Source organism: Microbacterium schleiferi (genome assembly GCF_038150145.1).
GTDB lineage: Bacteria > Actinomycetota > Actinomycetes > Actinomycetales > Microbacteriaceae > Microbacterium > Microbacterium schleiferi_B.
Genome location: NZ_JBBWSA010000002.1, coordinates 290633 through 308421 on the forward strand (window position 1 = coordinate 290633; position 17789 = coordinate 308421).

The following is a 17789-nucleotide window of genomic DNA, read 5'->3' on the forward strand; positions in this document are numbered from 1 at the left end:
GTCTCTTTCTGAGTGTAATGCATCCCCACCGTTTCGCAAGACGCGGCGGGGACGACTCAGTTCGCGAGCGCGAGGTGCGCGTCGACGCGTTCGTCAGCGTCGGCGACGCCTAGCCCGCGAAGAATGATCTTCGTGTAGGTGTCGATGATCTCGTCGAGCGAGAACCCGCCGTCGGCGCGATACCAGCTCGACACGTGCGTGCCGATCGCCACGACACTGAACGCGTGCAGTCGCGGGCTCAACGACTGCCCCTCGGTGTTCTTCGTCACCTCGATGATGAGCTCCTCGAGCACCGCCCGGTAAGCGCGCCTCTTCTCCGTGATTTCGGCGCGCGCGTCCGGCGGCAGGGAACGTAGCTCGCTGTTGCCGATGAAGACCTCCAGCGCCCGCTCCGCGTGGAATCGGATGTGGCACTCGACGAACGCGAGCAGGCGATCGAGCGGGTCGGTCTTGTCGGCGAGCGCGGTCTCCATCAGCTCGGTGAGGTCGTCCATCGTGCCGCCCATCACCGAGAGCAGGAGGTCCTCCTTGCTCGTGATGTGGTTGTAGAGGCTGCCCACCTTGATGCCCACCGCGGCCGCGACCTGGCGTAGGCTCGTCGCCTCGTACCCATGGGCGAAGAAGCTCGCAGCAGCCTCCCTGCGGATCGCCGCTGCCGTCTGCTGTCCGCTCAACGTGACTCCGGTCATGGATCAGTTCCCCTCGACGTGACCAACTGCGCTATCGCCGCGTTCCCAAGAGCGATCGCCCGTTCATGAATATGGAACCACGGTCCGATCAGGGAATGCTGCCTTCGAATCGCGCCATGCGATATTGGCGTGGCCACTCGAGCACGCCGCCGAGCTCCGCAGCGGCCCGCAGGGCGAAGCCGGGCTCGCGGAGGAACTGCCTCGCACCGAAGATGACGTCGGCCGCACCGTCGACCAGGGCGCTCTCTGCCTGCTGGGGCTCGGTGATGAGCCCGGCCGCCCCCACGGGCACCCCCGCACGTTGTCGCACCGCACGCGCGAGCGGCAGCTGATAGCCGGGGCCTATCGGAATGTCCTGCCGGTGGTCGTTGCCCGCCGACGAGACCGAGACGAAGTCGACCCCGAGTTCGACCAGTTCCGGGACGAGGGCGACGGTGTCGTCGATACTCCAGCCCCCCTCGACCCAGTCGGTCGCCGAGAGCCGGATGAACAGCGGCATGCCGTCGGGGATGACGTCGCGCACGGCCTGCACCGTCTCTCGGGTCAGGCGAGAGCGCCCCTCGGCGTCGCCGCCGTACTCGTCCGTGCGGTCGTTCGACAGAGGGGAGAGGAACTGGTGCTGCAGGTACCCGTGGGCGCCGTGGATCTCGACCGCGTCGCATCCGGCGGCGACGGCACGGCGCGCGGCATCCGCGAAGTCGCGGACGACCTGCTGGATCTCGTCGACGCTGAGCGCCCGAGGCGGCGGGAGCTCGCCGAACGCGCGCACGCTCGGGCCCACCGTCTCCCACCCTCCGTCGGAGGGCTCCTGGTAACCGCGGCCGAGGTATGGGGGCTTGGTGGACGCCTTGCGGCCGGCGTGCGCGAGTTGCATCGCGACAGGCACGCCCTGCGAGTGGATGAAGTCGACGATCTCGGCCCACTTCGCCGCCTGGTCGTCGGTCCAGATGCCGGCGTCCTCCTTGGTGATGCGACCCTCAGGTGACACCGCTGTCGCCTCGGTGATGATCAGCCCCGCGCGGCCGATGGCGAACGAGCCGAGGTGTGCGAGGTGCCAGGCCTGCGGCATGCCGTCGATGGCCGAGTACTGGCACATCGCCGCCACCCACAGCCGGTGCGCGACATCGAGGTCGCGGAGTCGGATCGGCTCGAACAGCCGCGGGGGATTCTGGTGTTTGGGCATCGCGTCACCTCATCGTGGGAAACGAACGGTCGTTCGCTTTTTAATTCTGCCCGTGTCTCTGCGCTGAACGCAACCCCACCCCGCCGTCGTCACGCCCGCGGCAGACGCCACGGCGTGACGACGTCACGTCGTGCGAACTCCCCCACGGTCTGCCGCGCCGCCCGCGCCAGTTCGTTCAGCCGCCCCTGCGACGCCCGCTGCGCCGGCACCGAGACCACGAGGGCCACGCGGTCGCGCCAGTGAGAGCCGTCGAGAGGCACGGCGATCGAACACACCCCGGGCTCCGACTCATGCATCGCCCGCGCCCACCCGGCCCGGCGCGTCTCGGCCAGCGCTGCGAGGAATTCCGCAGCCGAGCGGATCGTGGAGCCGCCGGGCTGCGGCAGAGGGTCGGAGGGGAGCAGTGCCGCGACCTGTTCGTCGTTGCACGCAGCGAGCAGGAGCTTGCCGGCGGCCAGCGCATGCGCCCAGGCCGTCATCCCCACGCGCACTCCGATGTCGTCGGCGTGCACCGAGCGGCGTCCATCCACCACCAGCACGCGCGCGCCCATCAGCACGGCCGTGTGCACCGCCTCCCCGGTGCGGTCCCTCACCTCGGCGAGCACTGCTCGGTGCCGCGGGCGCGCGAGCGGGTCGAGGACGGCGTCGGTGCTGAGCGCGAGCAGGCGGGGGCCGACGAAGTATCCCCGGCCCGTCGAGGAGAGCGTGACGAAGCCCCGCACCTCGAGCGTGCGGAGGCACCGGTGTGCTGTCGCGCGGGCGACTCCGGCAGCTCGGGCGACGTCTCCGATGCTGACGCGATCGCGCGATTCCAGCATCTCGATCACCTGGAGGCCGAGGTCAAGGGCGCCGACGTGGTAAGGGTCTTGGTCTCGCATGACGAGACAAGATTAACGAACGGTTGCACGTACGTCTATGACCCGGTGAGCTTGCCACGTACCCGACCGAAGGAGAGCGGATCATGCGACTCGTGTCGTTCACCCACGCTGGCACCTCATCCTGGGGCGTGCTCGACGGAGACCAGGTCCGCGACCTCGGCGAGGCGGCCGGCGGGCGCACCCTTGCAAGCGTCCTGCGCGACGACGCCCTCGACGGCGTGCTCGCACAGTCCGGCAAACCCCGGCCGGCCGATGCGGTGCACCTCCTTCCGCCCCTCGTCGACGCCGAGAAGATCATCTGCATCGGCCTCAACTACGCCGACCACATCAAGGAGATGAATCGGCCCTGGCCCGCCAAGCCCGTCGTCTTCACCCGGTTCAATGACACTCTCGTCGGATCGGGCGAAGCACTCGTTGCCCCGCGCAACAGCACGACCTTCGACTACGAAGGCGAGTTCGCCGTCGTCATCGGTCGCGGCGGCCGCCACATCGCCCTGGAGGACGCGCTCGACCACGTCCTCGGCTTCACGATCATGAACGACGGCTCGCTGCGCGACTACCAGCGTCACACCCAGCAGTTCACGCCCGGCAAGAACTTCCCCCGCAGCGGTGGCCTCGGTCCCGTCATCGTGACCGCCGACGAGTTCGGACCCGTCGGAGCGCAGCGCATCACGACCTCGATCAACGGCGAGACCGTGCAGGACTCCTCCCTCGACCAGCTGGTCTTCGGGGTCGCCGAGCTCATCGTTTACTGCTCCGAATGGACCCGGCTCTCACCCGGCGACATCATCGCCACCGGCACGCCCGGCGGGGTCGCCGACGGCCACGATCCCGCACGCTGGCTCTTCCCCGGCGACGTCGTCGACGTGACCGTGGAGGGCATCGGAATCCTCACCAACCCCGTCGTCGAAGAAGAAGACTGACCCTCGCAACAGAAAGGCACCACCGTGACCGACGCACCCCAGACCCTGAAGAAGCTCACCGTCCAGCGCAAGGACGAACTGCCCATGGCCCCCGGCCAGACCTCGAACGCCCGCCGCTACTCCGGGGTGGCCGTCGAGAACACCGAGGTCGAGAACCTGTGGTTCGGAAAGGTCTACACCGGGCCGGGCGAGGTGTCCGACCCCCACCACCACGGCGAGGCGGAGACCGGCGGCTACGTCTTCAAGGGCAATGGCTTCATCCGCTTCGGCGAGCGCTACGAGCAGATCATCTACATGTCGGAGGGCGACTTCGTGTACGTCCCACCATTCGTGCCGCACATCGAGGGCAACCTCAGCCACACCGAGGAGCTCGTGTGGATGACCACGCGCACGCCCGACAACATCGTGGTGAACCTCGAAAACCAGGACGTCGCCGACATCGAGATCGCCTACGTCGACTGATCCCCCGCGCGCGCAGGAGCCCTTGGCATCGCCGGGGGCTCTTGTCGTCCGCGCCCCTCGATGCCCGCTGCGAGGAAGCAGACGAGACCGTCGACGTGCGCGGTGCGGATCCCATGCTCGCTGCCGGCTGACCGCTCGCGTTCGGCGACCGACTGGTGCAACGCCAGGGCATGGATGCCGCTCGCCAGGGCCAGCGACCACCGGCCGTCGAGCGGGATCCTCGCCGCCTCCGACAGTGTCTCCCCCAGCCGGTACCGGAGCACGCACAGCGAGGGTGCGATCCCCGGCGCACCGAGCGAGCCGTCGAGCCCGCGCTCTCGGGTGAGCTGCGACAGGAACATCAGGTACCGGTCGCCGCGACGCAGATGCACCGACAGCGGCCGCAGCGCGGCGTCCACGATGTCGGTGACGGCCGGCGCCGACATCGATCGGGCGAGTCGGCGCACCCGGCGGGCACGGAGCGCCTCGCTCTCGGCGGCGCCCCGCTCGAGAACGGCGCGGATCAAGCGGTCCTTGTCGCCGAAGTAGTAGTGGACGGCGGCATTGTTGCGCTGCCCCGCCGCCCGGCCGATCTCCCGCAGCTGAGCTCCGGCGATGCCCCGCTCCGCGAACACCGTCTCGGCCGCGCGCAGCAGGCGCTCCCTGGTCTCATGCCCGCGGGCGGCTCCCACCCACTCCCCGCCGGTCGCGCTCTCCCCGTACGACAGGACCACGCGTCCTCACGCTCCCGCCGCGGCAAGCGTGACCAGCGCGACCGTCGCCGCGAGGACCGTCGAGGCCGCTCCGAGCACGAACGGCTGCCACCCCGTCTTCACGAGCTTGCGCAGGTCGACGCCGTAGCCGAGCCCGAGCATCGCTGCGGTGAGGAGGAGGGTGGACGTCACATCAAGACCGCTGAGCAGCTCACCGGGCATCGGCACGAACGTCCTCACGAGGACGGCGGCCAGGAAGCCCGCGACGAAGAGAGGAAGGATCGGCGGACGCTGCGTCCTCCCTGCCGACGACCGCCGCTGCTCGATGGCACTGGCCACGGCGATGAGCGGCGCGAGCAGGACCACGCGTCCGAGCTTCGCGAGCGTCGCCACGGCCAGTGCCGCCGTCGACACCATCGCGCCGGCCGCGACGACCTGCGCCACTTCGTGCACACTCGCACCGATCCAGATACCCGCCTGAAGGTCGCTCAGGCCGAAGACGGGGACGAGAAAAGGAAGCCCGAACAGGGCGATGGTCCCGAAGATGGTGACCAGCGCCACCGCCTGCGCTGTCTCCTCTTCTCGTTTCCCGTCCGGATCGACGATGCTGCTCATCGCCGCGACCGCCGACGCGCCGCAGATGGCGAAGCCGGTGGCGATCAGCATCCGCGAACTGCGGGGGACCTTCAGTGCCGCACCGATCGCCAGGCTGCCGACGTACGTCGCGATCACGGTGACGATCAGGGTAACGACACCCTCGGCCCCGATGACGGCGAGGCTCGGCAGCGACAGCTTGAAGCCGAGGAGCACGATCCCCAGGCGCAGTAGCCGCTTCGACACGATGTTGAGGCTGGGCGTCAGGTGGCGCGGCAGCACGCGGAGGTTGCGTGCGATCGCCCCGGCGATGATCGCGATCAGGAGCGCCGACACACCGGGCATCAGCCCGGATGCGCCGAGGATCAGCGCGCCGACGATCAGCATTCCCACCACCGTGACCCCGTGCTTACGGACAGCGGTGAGCGCGGTGTTCGTCATGCTTCCACTGTCGAGCGCGCCCGACTCCACGGAAACGCCGAACTTCCACGGTGGGGCATAGGCTCGCTCTATGACAGGCTCCGGGCACGACGCCCACGTGACGGCACTGGACCCCCGCATCACCCTCGCCGTGATGCGACAGCTGGTCGAGCTGCAGCGCCTCGGGTCGGTGGGTGCCGTCGCCCGAGAACTCGGTCTCAGCCAGCCGACCGTGTCGGCGAACCTCACGCGGCTCGAGACGGCCATCGGCCACCCAATCCTCATGCGCAGCACGACGGGCACGAGCCTCACCGGCGAAGGCGAGACGGTGGCCGCGGCTGCGCGGCCGGTGCTCGCCGCAGCCGAGGATCTCGCACGGACCATCACTGGGCTCTCCGAGAGCGCGCCGTCACCGGTGCGCATCGCCGCAAGCCTCACGGTCGCCGAGCAGCTCGTGCCACGCTGGCTGGCCGACCGCCGGATCGCCGGACACCTCGCCCCCGGAAACGCCTCACTCGACGTCGGGAACTCCGACGAGGTCATGGACTGGATCAGGCACGACCAGGCCGACATCAGGATCAACTGTCAAGTACGACCTTCTGGGAGAGATTGCGGAGAAGACGCAGCTCACCCGCCGCACGTGCGCGTCGATACTCACCGGCATCCACCCGGGTACGTTTGCGAAGTTCAAGCAGAACCCCGAGCAGTTCATCACCGAGGCCGCCCGACTCATCAACGAGCAGAAGGCGACTGCCATCGTCGAACACCTCAGTTACGACCCGCTCGACAACCGCTACGACTCGTCGATCTTCACCGAGAACCAGACTGCGCACGACCTGTCCAAGGCCGGCGACAAGCTGAAGAAGAGCGTCTACGAGTACGTGGTCACCGACTCCAAGGTCGAGCGCTCGTTCGTCGAGAAGCTCGACGTCAGCGACGAGGTCGTCGTCTACTCGAAGCTCCCACGCGGCTTCTTCATCCCCACGCCGGTCGGCGACTACAACCCCGACTGGGCGATTGCATTCCGCGATGACGACACAAAGATCAAGCACGTCTACTTCGTAGCCGAAACGAAGGGGTCGCTCTCGACTCTTCAGCTCAAGGGCGTCGAGAACGCCAAGATCGAGTGTGCGCGCAAGTTCTTCGCTGCGCTCAGCGCGAGGACCAACCAAAACGTCACGTATGACGTCGTCTCTGACTACTCCGAGCTGATGCAGTTGGTGATGGGTTGAACGCACCAACAACGCAGGAGCGAGACATCCGCGTTACCCGACTCCGGATCGAGAAGTTCCGCGCGATCGCGAAAGCCGAGATCGAGCTTGGAGAGACGGTCGCGTTGGTTGGCCAGAATGGCGCCGGGAAGTCGACCGTTCTCCGAGCCCTAAACGCGTTCTTCAACTTCGACGACGAGAGACCCGCTTTCGAATCTGGCGCGCACCGGTACTCAAATGCGACGCAAGCGATCATCGAGCTCACGATCGAGGGTCTCGAGGGGACAGCTCTTCCCACTTCGGGTGTGAGCGGAGAGTTCCGGGGGCGCCTCAAGTACCAGAGAAAGCCCGTCTGGCAAGTGTGGCGGGCTGGCGAGTGGGAGACAGTCGCGAGCTTCGCCGACACGCTGCGGGAGCACATCACCTATGCCCTCGTGCCAATTCGACGCGACCACGAGGTTGCCCACAGCTCCACGGGTGGTTTGCTCGAGCGGGCAGTGGAGGAGTGGGTCAGCCGCCATAGCCAAAGAGATCGGCGAAGTCCCGAAATCGCAAAGGTGGCTGACCGTCTTCGCGAGAAGTCGCTGTCAGGGCTCGAGAAGCAACTTCGATCCATCGCGCCTCTCGATGGGCCGTTCTCGTTCGAGCTGAGTTACGCCGTGCCCCCGGACTACCGGCTGCTCCTGCAGAACTTGGCACTGGCCGTGCGCGAAGGCGGGCAGACCATCCCACTCTCCGACAGCGGGAGTGGGACGCAGAGCATGGCCGTATTCGCGCTCTATGCCTACCTGGCCGAGTTACAGAGCAAGAAGTATCTGCTAGGGCTTGAAGAACCGGAGCAGAATCTCCACCCGCAGGCCCAACAACAGCTGATGCGAAATCTTTCGCGACTCGGGCTCCAAGTCATCTTCACCACACACTCTCCGACCATCGTGGACATGCTCGATCACGAGCACGTCGTTCTCTGCAAGAGGACAAGCAGCAACCGTCGAGACCTCGAGGTCGAGCTCTCTCAGATCAGCCGGACGTTCTTCGCCGATCACGGGCTCGATCGGGACCGGTACTACAAGTTCCATCGACGACGGAACTCCGAGTTCCTTTTCGCGGACTTCGTCGTTGTTACTGAGAGCCCGATCGACGCGTCCGTGATCGAGAGACTGCTTGAGGACGCGGGCACACCCACGGATGAACTTGGCGTGAGCATCGTCTCGCTGGATGGTGGGGTTAGCAAGGGCAATGTGGACTACATGTTCCACCTACTCCGGGGACTCCAGATCAATGCTGCGTACGTCGTAGATCGTGACTACTTCGTTCCGTACAAGAACGGGTCACGAGATGCCAGCCTCGACAGCCGCGGCTTCCCGCAGTACGAAGCGCGCCTCCAACCGGGTTGTCTGCTGACCACGGTTGTACCGAACCAGTCGGCTCGCGCACGGCTGATTGACGATTTGGTACAGCGCCCCAGCGAGGCTCTGAAATCTCTGGCAGCTCTCGGCTTCTTCTGTTTCATGTGGGCCTTGGAAGTCGACCTCGTGAATGCGGCAACGCCGCGTACACGCATGTTCGACCACTTCCAGGTGCCGGAGGGTCAGCGCACGACTCGTGAGCTTCTTAAGAGCCGCGGAAAGGCCATCAAGAAGCAGGAGGTGTTGATCTCCGCAATCTCCGAGCTGTCCGCCAACGCGCTCCCCAACTCTTATAAGGCACTTCGGAGAGAGATCCCCAGGCTTGCGGCCAGCTCCCGAGGACGAGCGTAAGTCGGGAACATACGACCTACTCCTTTGGGGATGTCGGCGACGGTTGAGAACCAGGCCAAGACGACGGGCGAAAACTAGGCCACCGATTCGTGTTGTTAGTCTGCCGGATCCTGGGTTCTGATGCTCGGAAGGCTGTCGATCCCGCGCCCGCGGAGCCGGTAGCTCGCGCCCTTCAAGGTGAGGACGTCGGCGTGGTGAACGATGCGGTCGATCATCGCGGCGGCGACGGCTTGGTCGCCGAAGACCCCGCCCCAGCCGCTGAACGGCAGGTTTGAGGTGAGGATCAGGGAGGCGTGTTCGTAGCGGGATGAGACGAGCTGGAAGAAGAGGTTGGCGGCGTCTTGCTCGAACGGCAGGTAGCCGACTTCGTCGACGATGATCAGCCCGTAGCGGCGCAGCCGGGCGAGCTCTTGCGGGAGCCGGCCTTGCCGGTGGGCGTCGGTGAGGCGGGTGACCCAGTCCGTCGCCGTCGCGAATAGCACCCGGTGCCCGTGCCGTGCGGCGACGATTCCGAGCGCGGTCGCGAGATGCGTCTTCCCGGTGCCGGGCGGGCCGAGCAGGACCACGTTCTGCGCTTCGAGGAGGAAGCCTCCCGATGCGAGAGCGGCGATCTGCTGCCGGGTCGCCGGTTGCGCGTCCCAGTCGAAGTCCTCGAGTGTCTTCCGCGCGGGGAACCCGGCGGCTTTGATGCGCAGCTCGGCGCCGGACGCGTTCCTAGCTGAGACTTCGCGTTCGAGGACGGCGGCGAGGTAGTCCTCGAACGACCAGCCCGCATCCCGGGCCTGGTCAGCCATGCGGCCGGCCGCTTCGGTGATCCGGGGAGCTTTGAGCGCGCCGGCGAGATAGGTGATCTGCTTGACCGACTCGGTCGACTTCGCGGTGACCATCAGGCGACTCCTTCGATCCCGAACGCTCGGTCATAGTCCGCGAGATCCCTGGTGAGGTCGTCGCCGGCCGCCGCCGGTCGCGGCTGCTGGAACTGCTGCCGCAACCGCTTCGCGATCTCGACATGAGCGGGGTCAGTGATCGTGCTCCCGCGCGCCCAGACGCGGGCGTGGTCAGCGACGATCCGGCCGTCGAGCCGAACCCGAACCCGGTCGAGGTCGGCGGTGACGTCGACGAGCCGTCCGATCGCAGTCGGGTCGACGGAGTAGTCGGACGCATCGAGGCGGACGTAGTAGTCGCGCCCCAGCCTCACTCGTTCTCGCCAGCCGAGCTGCAGCGGGATCGGCGGCAACGGCAGCATCCGAGACCGGTCATGCTCGATCAGGTCAACCGGGCGGGCCTTGATCGTCCGCACGACCCTGCCGTTCGCTCTCTCCAACCAATCGGTCAGCTGAGCGTTGAAGTCTGCCGGTGAGGCGAACGTCCTGCCGGGCATGAACGAGGTCTCCATCCAGCCGTTGCGCCGCTCCACGATCCCCTTGGACTCCGGGTCGTAAGGCCGCAGCTGCACGACCTTCGTGGCGAGGGTTCCGGCGAACGCGGCGACACCCTGCGCGAGCCGACCCTTCTGACCGATCCCGGGCTCGTTGTCCCAGATCAGCCTGCGCGGAACGCGGCCGAGTTGCTGGATCAGCTCCCACGACCCCAGCAGCAGATCCTCCGTCTTCCGCGTCGGGATCATCCTCGCCGTCACGAAACGCGAATGCGCCGCGACGATCACCAACACCGGCAGCAACACGGCCGTGCCATTCTCGAGCGGGATCTTCCGCGGCGGGAACCAGAGATCACACTGCGCCGCATCACCCGCAGCCCAGCTCAGCCGATCCGCCGGGTCGACCGGGCGATGCTCCGGTCGTAGCCGTCGGACGTTCTCGCGGAACCAGGTGATCGACCCGTCCCACTCGACGCGTTCTGCGATCACCGTCGCCGGCATCGACGGATGCTCCGCCAGCAACGCCCTCACCCGCGCTTCGAACGGCGAGAACGACGTCGGCTGCGACGGCCGCTCATACTTCGGCGGCCGGTCCGACCTCACGGCTGCGGCCACTGTGTCCCGCGCGATACCGAGATCTCGAGCCACCTGACGCTGCGGAACACCGTCCGCGACAAGCCGCCTGATCAACGCCCAATCTTCCAAGGAGATCACCCACCCAATCTGGTCTGGGTGGCCTAGTTTTCAAGCGTCGTTTTGGACTAGAACTCAAACGTCGTCGACAGGCCGATGCGGTCGTGCAATCGATTGGCTGGGGTGTATCGGCCCGAGCAGCGGTCGGAGTGGTCTCCAACGCGGCGGCGCTCCCGCCTCGGAGCCGGTGAGATGTCCAGATGGACACCACGTGGACATTTCATCTCCGAAATGGACAACTTCAAAAAAAACCTACACCTATCCGAAGTCGCCGGGGGCCATGTCGGCGAAGCGCGAGTAATGGCCCTGGAATGCGACGGTGATCGTGTCGGTGGGTCCGTTACGGTGCTTGGCGACGATCAGGTCGGCCTCGCCAGCGCGGGGTGAGTCCTTCTCGTAGGCCGCTTCACGGTGCAGCAGTACGACCATGTCGGCATCCTGCTCGATCGAACCCGATTCACGCAGGTCAGACAGCGCCGGCTTCTTGTCGGCACGCTGCTCGGGACCACGGTTCAGCTGCGACAACGCGATCACGGGAACCCCGAGTTCCTTGGCGAGCAGCTTCAGCGCACGGGAGAATTCCGAGACCTCCTGCTGACGCGACTCGACCCGCTTGCCGCTTGTCATGAGCTGCAGGTAGTCGATGACGACCATCTTCAGGCCGGCGCGCTGCTTGAGTCGGCGGCACTTTGCCCGGATCTCGACGAGGGTCATGTTCGGGCTGTCGTCGATGTAGAGCGGTGCCTCATTGATGCGGCCTCGGGTGGCGGCGATCGTCGTCCAGTCTCGGGAGTCGAGCGTGCCCTTGCGCATGTTCTGCAGCGGCACGGCGCCCTCCGCACTCATGAGGCGCATGGCGATCTCGCTGCGCCCCATTTCGAGTGAGAAGAAGATCGTCGGCATGTTGTTCTTGATCGCCGCGGCCCGCGCGAAGTCGAGGGCGAGCGTCGACTTACCCATCGCGGGACGAGCGGCGATGATGATCATCTGCCCGGGGTGCAACCCGTTCGTGAGCTGATCGAGACCGCTGAAGCCCGTCGGGATGCCGGTCATCTTGCCATCGCGGCCACGCGCGGCCTCGATCTCTTCGAGTGCGGCATCGACCGCGGTCTCGAGCGGCACATAGTCTTCGGCTGCCTCGGCGCCGGTGACCGAGTAGATCTCCGCCTGCGCGGAGTTGACGAGGTCTACGGCTTCGCCCTGCCCGGCGTATCCCATTTGGACGATGCGGGTACCGGCCTCGACGAGACGACGCAGGAGCGCGCGCTCTGCCACGATCGACGCGTAGTAGGCGGCGTTGGCAGCGGTCGGGACGATCGAGGTGAGCGTGTGCAGGTAGTCGGCGCCGCCGGCGCGCTGCAGTTCACCCGTCTTGATGAGTTCGTCGGTGACCGTGATGACATCGGTCGGTTCACCGTGCGAGTAGAGCGTGAGGATCGCCTCGAAGATCAGTTCGTGCTTGGGGATGTAGAAGTCAGCGCCGCGCAGGGTCTCGATGACATCGGCGACGGCATCCTTCGACAGCAGCATGCCGCCGAGTGCGCTCTGCTCGGCGAGGATGTCGTGCGGCGGAGTGCGCTCGTGCTCACGGGGTCCGCCGAGCCGATCCTCCGAGATGTCCGCAATCGACATGTATCCCCCTTCGCTGTTCGTGCTGTGCTGCACCGTGTGGCTGTACTGCACCGTGGCTGTGCCATCCGCGGGTGCGGTAGAACGCCTCTTCCGCAGCTGTTGAGGCGCTGGTTTCGACGCTGAATCCGGAGCGCCTCGCCACCGGCCAGCACAACGCTATGGACGGGTTCCGACACCCGCAACACCGCCTGTGGATAACTCTGTGTAGAACCTGCGGGAAACGCCGCTGTGCTTGTGAGCAGTGCCTGTGGACAAAGGTTGTGAGATCACAGATCCAATCAGAAGAAAGGGCATCTGACCTGGAGTTTTACTTCCCCACACGTTGTGGACAAGGTTGTGGTTGAACCTGGCGTTGAAGGTTGTCTGTGCTGTCTCTCGCTGTGTACAAGCGGCACAGAATTCGCCTATCAGGCGGCAACCGAACGTGCAAGCCCAGGAGCACAAAACCACCCGCGACATCACAACAAATGAAGGGCGGATGCTGCAGACTTTTCAGCCTGCGGCATCCGCCCTTCGGGGCGTCTCGCGATTACTTCGCGGCGACGACCTGCAGCGTGATCACGGCGGTCACGTCGTCGCGCAGACGGATCGTGGCCTCGTGCTCGCCGACCGACTTGATCGGCGACGTGATGTGGATCTTGCGCTTGTCGAGGTCACCAAAACCGGCGGCCTTGACAGCGTCCGCGACATCCGCGGGCTTGACCGAACCGAACAGGCGGCCTTCGGCGCCAGCCTTGATGGCGAGCTTGACCTTGTTCGACTCGAGGTTCTGCTTGAGCGAAACAGCCTCTTCGTGGTCGTGGATCGCACGAGCCTCGCGTGCAGCGCGGATCGAGGCGACCTGCTTCTCGCCACCGCGGCTCCAGGCCACGGCGAATCCCTGCGGGATGAGGTAGTTACGGGCGTACCCGTCCTTGACCTCGACAACGTCACCGGCGCTACCGAGCCCGGCGACCTCGTTCGTGAGAATGAGCTTCGACATGGGGACTCCTTAGCGGCCAGCGCCGGCGTAAGGCAGGAGCGCCATTTCGCGCGCGTTCTTGATCGCGCGGGCGATCAGACGCTGCTCCTGCACCGAAACACCGGTGATACGACGGGCGCGGATCTTGCCGCGCTCCGAGATGAACTTGCGGAGGGTTGCGACATCCTTGTAGTCGATGACGCCGACCCGGATTGCCTTTGCCGGTGCTACCGGCTTGCCGCCCTTGCGCGGCTTGCGGCGATCGCCGCTTGACTTTCCAGCCATGGGATTTCCTTACGTGTGAACGGATGCCGCGGCATCCGTAGTGCTTAGAACGGGGTGTCGTCGCCGTAGCTGCCGGGGGCAGCCCAAGCGTCGGCGTTCGAGGAACCGGGGGTCGACCAGGGCTCGTCGGCAACCTGACCGCGGGACTGGCTACCGCCACCGCCGCCACCGCTGCTCGCGGCGCGCGTGACCTGAGCTGTCGCGTAACGCAGCGACGGGCCGATCTCGTCGACCTCCAGCTCGATGGCGGTGCGGTTGTTGCCTTCGCGGTCCTGGTAGCTGCGCTGCTTGAGGCGCCCGGTCGCGATGACGCGGGAGCCCTTGGTCAGCGAGCCGGCGACGTGCTCGGCGAAGTCACGCCAGACGCTCGCGCGAAGGAACAGCGCTTCGCCGTCCTTCCACTCATTGGCCTGACGGTCGAAAGTGCGCGGCGTCGATGCGATCGTGAAGTTCGCGACCGGAAGCCCGTTCTGCGTGTAGCGCAGCTCGGGATCAGCCGTGAGGTTGCCCACAACGGTGATGACGGTTTCGCCGGCCATGACGATTACGCCTTCGCAGCCCGAGCCGGTGCGGCAGCCTTGCGGGCAGCCTTCTCTTCGGCGCGCTTTGCCTCCGACGCGACCATCGCAATGGCCTCCTCGGCACGAAGCACCTTGGTGCGCATGATCTGCTCGTTCAGCTTGAGCTGACGGTCGAGCTCCTGCGCGGCATCGCTGGTCGAGGTGAAGTTGACGACGGCGTAGATGCCCTCGGTCTTCTTCTGGATCTCGTAAGCCAGGCGACGGCGGCCCCAGACATCGACGTTCTCGATCGAGCCACCATCGTTGGTGATGACTGCGAGGAACTTGTCGAGGGTCGTGGGGACCTGGCGCTCGTCGATCTCAGGGTTGATGATCACCATGAGTTCGTACTGGTGTGTGTGCGTCACTGACCCACCTCCTTCGGACTAGAACGGCTGTCGGGCATTTCCCGACAGCAGGAGGGTGTGTGCACGTGCCCGGACGGATTCCGCATGAGCGGATGCCGGACAACCTTCACAGTGTATCGGATGCGGCATCCGCGGCCCAACCGGCCGTTTTCCGTCAGGCGCGGGGCTGGGTCCTGCGATCCCGCGTGCGCACGACGATCGCGTAGATCGGGCGTGTCAGGAACAACACGAACAGCCACCAATAGTTCAGGGCCGGGATGGCGAACATCAGCAACAGTGCCACCCCGAACAGGACCGTGATAATCACCCCGACGGCCAGGCCGTCCCGGAATTTGGCCTGCGATTCGTGATGCAGTTCCGGGTGCCGGATGAGGTAGACCCGCGTGAGCGTCAGGACGAGGCTCGTGAGGATGAGCGAGCCGACGTAGAGGAGCTTCTCGATCGGGTCGGGATCGAAAGTGCTCGTGATAGCGGTTGCGACCGGGAGCCACACGATCGTGAACATCCACACGATCGTGAGCCACAGGAGGCCCTGGTCCACATGGGTGACTCGAGCGAACATTCGGTGGTGGGTGAGCCAGAAGTTGGCGATGAGCACGAAGCTCAGCATGAATGTGAGCAGGCTCGGCCATTCCGCCGCCACCCAAGCCCCCGCGCTCGACTCCGTTGCATCGGTGACACTGTCCATGAGCGGAAGGATCAGGAGCGTCATGGCAATCGCCACGACGGCATCCGTGAAGGCCTTCAGCCGTTCCGCAGAGGGCAGCTCGGCATCCGCCGCCCGCTGCTCATCGGCAGCGCGAGACTCGGCATCCGTCATCCCGCCACCGTACTACCCGGTCCGCCCAGCCGTATCGCCGAGACTGCAGCGTGCCCGCCAGACCGATCACCGCGCACGCTGTCTCGCGGGCACGGTGCAGTCTCGCGGAGGTCGGGCGCCCGAGTCAGGCTGTGGGGCCGAGGCCAAAGTACTCGAGTTCGGCGTCGTTCAGCATCCGGGACCGAATGATGAACCTCTTGCCCGTGGGACTCTCGACGCTAAACCCCGCGCCGCGGCCCGGAACCACGTCCACCGTCAGGTGCGTGTACTTCCAGTACTCGAACTGTGACTCCGACATGAAGAACTCGATCGGATCGATCCCGTCGATTTCCAGGATGCCGAGCTTCACGTCACTCGGACCGGTCACAAACATCCCGACCGGGTAACACATGGGTGCGCTGCCGTCGCAGCATCCGCCCGACTGGTGGAACATGAGCGCGCCGTGCTGCCGCGCAAGTTCCCGCAACAACGCCGCCGCCTCCTCGGTGACCGCGACGCGTTCGTACGTTCCGATGCTGACCATGGTGTCTCCTTGATCGAAGTGGCCGGTGCCGAACGCAGGATGAACGCGCGCCAGCTGAGTGGTTCGTCGGCTCGACGGCAGATTCCTCCTGCATTCGGCACGCGGGGCGACATCGGTGATGGATGCCGCCCCCGCTGTGTCGGCTTAGAAGAAGCCCATCGGGCCTTCGGCGTACGAGACCAGGAGGTTCTTGGTCTGCTGGTAGTGGTCGAGCATCTTCAGGTGGTTCTCGCGACCGATGCCGGACTGCTTGTAGCCACCGAACGCGGCGTGGGCCGGGTACTGGTGGTACGTGTTCGTCCACACGCGGCCTGCCTCGATCGCTCGGCCCGCACGGTAGGCGGTGTCGCCCGAGCGGCTCCACACCCCGGCGCCCAGACCGTAAAGCGTGTCGTTGGCGATGTGGATGGCGTCATCGAACCCGTCGAACGACGTGACCGAGACGACAGGGCCGAAGATCTCCTCCTGGAAGATCCGCATGTCGTTGGTGCCCTCGAACACGGTCGGGGCAACGTAGTAGCCACCCGACAGGTCGCCGCCGAGGTCGACACGCTCGCCACCGGCGAGCAGCTTGGCCCCGCCATCCTTGCCGATCTGGATGTACGACAGGATCTTCTCGAGCTGGTCGTTGGATGCCTGCGCCCCGATCATGGTGGTCGGGTCGAGCGGGTTGCCCTGGATGATCTTGCCGACCCGCTCCAGGCCGTCGCCGAGGAACTGGTCGTAGATCGAGCGCTGGATGAGCGCACGTGAGGGGCACGTGCAGACCTCGCCCTGGTTGAGCGCGAAGAACGTGAAGCCTTCGAGCGCCTTGTCGTAGTAATCGTCGTGGCGTTCGCGGGCGACATCCTCGAAGAAGACGTTGGCGCTCTTGCCACCAAGCTCCAGGGTCACCGGGATGAGGTTCTGCGACGCGTACTGCATGATCAGGCGCCCGGTCGTGGTCTCACCCGTGAACGCGACCTTGCGGATGCCCTTGTGCTGCGCGAGCGGAGCTCCTGCCTCGATGCCGAAGCCGTTGACGATGTTGACGACACCCGCCGGCAGCAGGTCGCCGATGAGGTCGAACAGGAACAGGATCGACGCGGGAGTCTGCTCGGCGGGCTTGAGCACGACGCAGTTGCCGGCAGCGAGCGCGGGGGCGAGCTTCCATGTGGCCATCAGGATCGGGAAGTTCCACGGGATGATCTGGCCGACGACACCCAAGGGCTCGTTGAAGTGGTACGCGACGGTGTCTTCGTCGATCTGGCTGAGCGACCCCTCCTGAGCACGCAGCACGCCGGCGAAGTAGCGGAAGTGATCGATCGCGAGGGGGATGTCGGCGGCCAGCGTCTCGCGGACGGGCTTGCCGTTCTCCCATGTTTCGGCGACGGCGATGGCCTCGAGGTTCGCCTCCATGCGGTCGGCGATCTTGTTGAGGATCACCGCGCGCTCGGCGGGGGTGGTGCGCTTCCAGCTCTGGAAGGCCTTCCATGCGACATCCACTGCGCGATCGATGTCTTCCACGGTGCCGCGGCCGACCTCGCAGAAGGGCTTGCCGGTGACCGGGGTGATGTTTTCGAAGTACTGGCCCTTGATGGGTTCGACGAACTCGCCGCCGATGTAGTGGCCGTAGCGGGGACGGTAGGTGGCGACGGAGCCGCGCTCGCCCGGCGCGGCATAGACGCTCGAAACGCCCTCTTCGACGATGGTCATGCTGAGTCTCCTTCGACTGCGTCGCGACGGCCGTCGTCGCGATGGGTCGACGGTAGGTGAGGCAA

20 protein-coding genes and 1 pseudogene are annotated in these 17789 nt (G+C 65.9%); 5 read left to right on the forward strand and 16 right to left on the reverse strand.

The annotated features are described in order from the left end of the window. Positions 1-56: 56 nt before the first annotated feature. From AADH62_RS03270 to AADH62_RS03280, 3 genes are all read right to left on the reverse strand, one after another. Entirely contained in the window at positions 57-689 is a 633-nt protein-coding gene (locus tag AADH62_RS03270) for a TetR/AcrR family transcriptional regulator (RefSeq protein WP_341578250.1), read from the reverse strand. Positions 690-777: 88 nt separating this feature from the next. Next, a complete protein-coding gene (locus tag AADH62_RS03275; protein ID WP_341578251.1) occupies positions 778-1872 on the reverse strand; it encodes an NADH:flavin oxidoreductase/NADH oxidase in 1095 nt (364 codons plus the stop codon). 89 nt (positions 1873-1961) lie between these two features. Beyond that, positions 1962-2750 carry an IclR family transcriptional regulator gene (locus AADH62_RS03280; protein ID WP_341578252.1) on the reverse strand — a complete coding sequence of 263 codons (789 nt, stop codon included), beginning with the start codon at positions 2748-2750 and terminating at the stop codon, positions 1962-1964. Positions 2751-2833: 83 nt separating this feature from the next. Here AADH62_RS03280 and AADH62_RS03285 point away from each other — a divergent pair, with 83 nt between their 5' ends. Both AADH62_RS03285 and AADH62_RS03290 read left to right on the forward strand, forming a co-directional pair. Next, the gene (locus AADH62_RS03285) at positions 2834-3673 is read left to right on the forward strand and encodes a fumarylacetoacetate hydrolase family protein (protein ID WP_341578253.1); all 840 of its coding nucleotides are present in this window, start codon (positions 2834-2836) and stop codon (positions 3671-3673) included. 24 nt (positions 3674-3697) lie between these two features. Next, positions 3698-4135: a cupin domain-containing protein gene (locus AADH62_RS03290; RefSeq protein WP_341578254.1), complete on the forward strand. Its 438-nt coding sequence runs from the start codon at positions 3698-3700 to the stop codon at positions 4133-4135. Here the strand turns inward: AADH62_RS03290 and AADH62_RS03295 are convergent. Further along, positions 4123-4848 carry a TetR/AcrR family transcriptional regulator gene (locus AADH62_RS03295; protein ID WP_341578255.1) on the reverse strand — a complete coding sequence of 242 codons (726 nt, stop codon included), beginning with the start codon at positions 4846-4848 and terminating at the stop codon, positions 4123-4125. The two genes, AADH62_RS03290 and AADH62_RS03295, sit on opposite strands and share 13 nt — an antisense overlap. A 6-nt stretch (positions 4849-4854) precedes the next feature. Then, positions 4855-5862 (reverse strand): YeiH family protein, encoded by a 1008-nt coding sequence (locus tag AADH62_RS03300; RefSeq protein ID WP_341578256.1) that lies wholly within the window; start codon positions 5860-5862, stop codon positions 4855-4857. 133 nt (positions 5863-5995) lie between these two features. Between AADH62_RS03300 and AADH62_RS14560 the strand changes: the two are divergent. Then, positions 5996-6154 (forward strand): annotated as a pseudogene (locus tag AADH62_RS14560) (helix-turn-helix domain-containing protein); the annotation flags it as partial. 265 nt (positions 6155-6419) lie between these two features. On the opposite strand, the gene AADH62_RS03305 reads toward AADH62_RS14560, so the two are convergent. After that, positions 6420-6674 (reverse strand): hypothetical protein, encoded by a 255-nt coding sequence (locus AADH62_RS03305; protein WP_341578287.1) that lies wholly within the window; start codon positions 6672-6674, stop codon positions 6420-6422. Positions 6675-6698: 24 nt separating this feature from the next. Here AADH62_RS03305 and AADH62_RS03310 point away from each other — a divergent pair, with 24 nt between their 5' ends. Next, complete coding sequence (locus tag AADH62_RS03310) at positions 6699-7073, forward strand: hypothetical protein (protein ID WP_341578283.1); 375 nt, start codon at positions 6699-6701, stop codon at positions 7071-7073. Next, complete coding sequence (locus tag AADH62_RS03315; protein WP_341578257.1) at positions 7070-8809, forward strand: ATP-dependent nuclease; 1740 nt, start codon at positions 7070-7072, stop codon at positions 8807-8809. The genes AADH62_RS03310 and AADH62_RS03315 overlap by 4 nt, the downstream gene beginning before the upstream one ends. 95 nt (positions 8810-8904) lie before the next feature. Here AADH62_RS03315 and istB read toward each other — a convergent pair whose 3' ends face one another. From istB to exaC, 10 genes are all read right to left on the reverse strand, one after another. Then, complete coding sequence (gene istB, locus AADH62_RS03320) at positions 8905-9696, reverse strand: IS21-like element helper ATPase IstB (RefSeq protein ID WP_341578258.1); 792 nt, start codon at positions 9694-9696, stop codon at positions 8905-8907. Beyond that, on the reverse strand, positions 9696-10901 hold the full coding sequence (gene istA, locus AADH62_RS03325; protein ID WP_099970987.1) for an IS21 family transposase: 1206 nt from the start codon (positions 10899-10901) through the stop codon (positions 9696-9698). The genes istB and istA overlap by 1 nt, the downstream gene beginning before the upstream one ends. Before the next feature lie 237 nt (positions 10902-11138). Beyond that, the gene (gene dnaB, locus AADH62_RS03330) at positions 11139-12512 is read right to left on the reverse strand and encodes a replicative DNA helicase (protein ID WP_228179190.1); all 1374 of its coding nucleotides are present in this window, start codon (positions 12510-12512) and stop codon (positions 11139-11141) included. Positions 12513-13041: 529 nt separating this feature from the next. Then, complete coding sequence (rplI, locus tag AADH62_RS03335; protein WP_228179191.1) at positions 13042-13494, reverse strand: 50S ribosomal protein L9; 453 nt, start codon at positions 13492-13494, stop codon at positions 13042-13044. A gap of 9 nt (positions 13495-13503) precedes the next feature. Beyond that, positions 13504-13758 carry a 30S ribosomal protein S18 gene (rpsR, locus tag AADH62_RS03340; RefSeq protein ID WP_195692622.1) on the reverse strand — a complete coding sequence of 85 codons (255 nt, stop codon included), beginning with the start codon at positions 13756-13758 and terminating at the stop codon, positions 13504-13506. Positions 13759-13802: 44 nt separating this feature from the next. Beyond that, entirely contained in the window at positions 13803-14297 is a 495-nt protein-coding gene (locus tag AADH62_RS03345; RefSeq protein ID WP_228179192.1) for a single-stranded DNA-binding protein, read from the reverse strand. A gap of 5 nt (positions 14298-14302) precedes the next feature. Next, a complete protein-coding gene (gene rpsF / locus AADH62_RS03350; protein WP_228179254.1) occupies positions 14303-14659 on the reverse strand; it encodes a 30S ribosomal protein S6 in 357 nt (118 codons plus the stop codon). A 181-nt stretch (positions 14660-14840) separates the two neighbouring features. Then, positions 14841-15506, reverse strand: a complete 666-nt coding sequence (locus tag AADH62_RS03355) for a TMEM175 family protein (RefSeq protein ID WP_341578259.1) — start codon at positions 15504-15506, stop codon at positions 14841-14843. A gap of 124 nt (positions 15507-15630) precedes the next feature. Beyond that, positions 15631-16029 carry a DUF779 domain-containing protein gene (locus AADH62_RS03360; protein ID WP_341578260.1) on the reverse strand — a complete coding sequence of 133 codons (399 nt, stop codon included), beginning with the start codon at positions 16027-16029 and terminating at the stop codon, positions 15631-15633. 144 nt (positions 16030-16173) lie between these two features. After that, entirely contained in the window at positions 16174-17724 is a 1551-nt protein-coding gene (exaC, locus tag AADH62_RS03365) for an acetaldehyde dehydrogenase ExaC (RefSeq protein ID WP_341578261.1), read from the reverse strand. Between the last annotated feature and the right edge of the window lie 65 nt (positions 17725-17789).

Excerpts from the sequence above, each read along its gene's own strand:
- AADH62_RS03270 (WP_341578250.1), bottom strand. The coding sequence starts at position 689 with ATGACCGGAGTCACGTTGAGCGGACAGCAGACGGCAGCGGCGATCCGC.
- AADH62_RS03275 (WP_341578251.1), bottom strand. The coding sequence starts at position 1,872 with ATGCCCAAACACCAGAATCCCCCGCGGCTGTTCGAGCCGATCCGACTC.
- AADH62_RS03280 (WP_341578252.1), bottom strand. The coding sequence starts at position 2,750 with ATGCGAGACCAAGACCCTTACCACGTCGGCGCCCTTGACCTCGGCCTC.
- AADH62_RS03285 (WP_341578253.1), top strand. The coding sequence starts at position 2,834 with ATGCGACTCGTGTCGTTCACCCACGCTGGCACCTCATCCTGGGGCGTG.
- AADH62_RS03300 (WP_341578256.1), bottom strand. The coding sequence starts at position 5,862 with ATGACGAACACCGCGCTCACCGCTGTCCGTAAGCACGGGGTCACGGTG.
- istB (WP_341578258.1), bottom strand. The coding sequence starts at position 9,696 with ATGGTCACCGCGAAGTCGACCGAGTCGGTCAAGCAGATCACCTATCTC.
- dnaB (WP_228179190.1), bottom strand. The coding sequence starts at position 12,512 with ATGTCGATTGCGGACATCTCGGAGGATCGGCTCGGCGGACCCCGTGAG.
- rplI (WP_228179191.1), bottom strand. The coding sequence starts at position 13,494 with ATGTCGAAGCTCATTCTCACGAACGAGGTCGCCGGGCTCGGTAGCGCC.
- rpsR (WP_195692622.1), bottom strand. The coding sequence starts at position 13,758 with ATGGCTGGAAAGTCAAGCGGCGATCGCCGCAAGCCGCGCAAGGGCGGC.
- AADH62_RS03345 (WP_228179192.1), bottom strand. The coding sequence starts at position 14,297 with ATGGCCGGCGAAACCGTCATCACCGTTGTGGGCAACCTCACGGCTGAT.
- rpsF (WP_228179254.1), bottom strand. The coding sequence starts at position 14,659 with ATGGTGATCATCAACCCTGAGATCGACGAGCGCCAGGTCCCCACGACC.
- AADH62_RS03355 (WP_341578259.1), bottom strand. The coding sequence starts at position 15,506 with ATGACGGATGCCGAGTCTCGCGCTGCCGATGAGCAGCGGGCGGCGGAT.
- AADH62_RS03360 (WP_341578260.1), bottom strand. The coding sequence starts at position 16,029 with ATGGTCAGCATCGGAACGTACGAACGCGTCGCGGTCACCGAGGAGGCG.
- exaC (WP_341578261.1), bottom strand. The coding sequence starts at position 17,724 with ATGACCATCGTCGAAGAGGGCGTTTCGAGCGTCTATGCCGCGCCGGGC.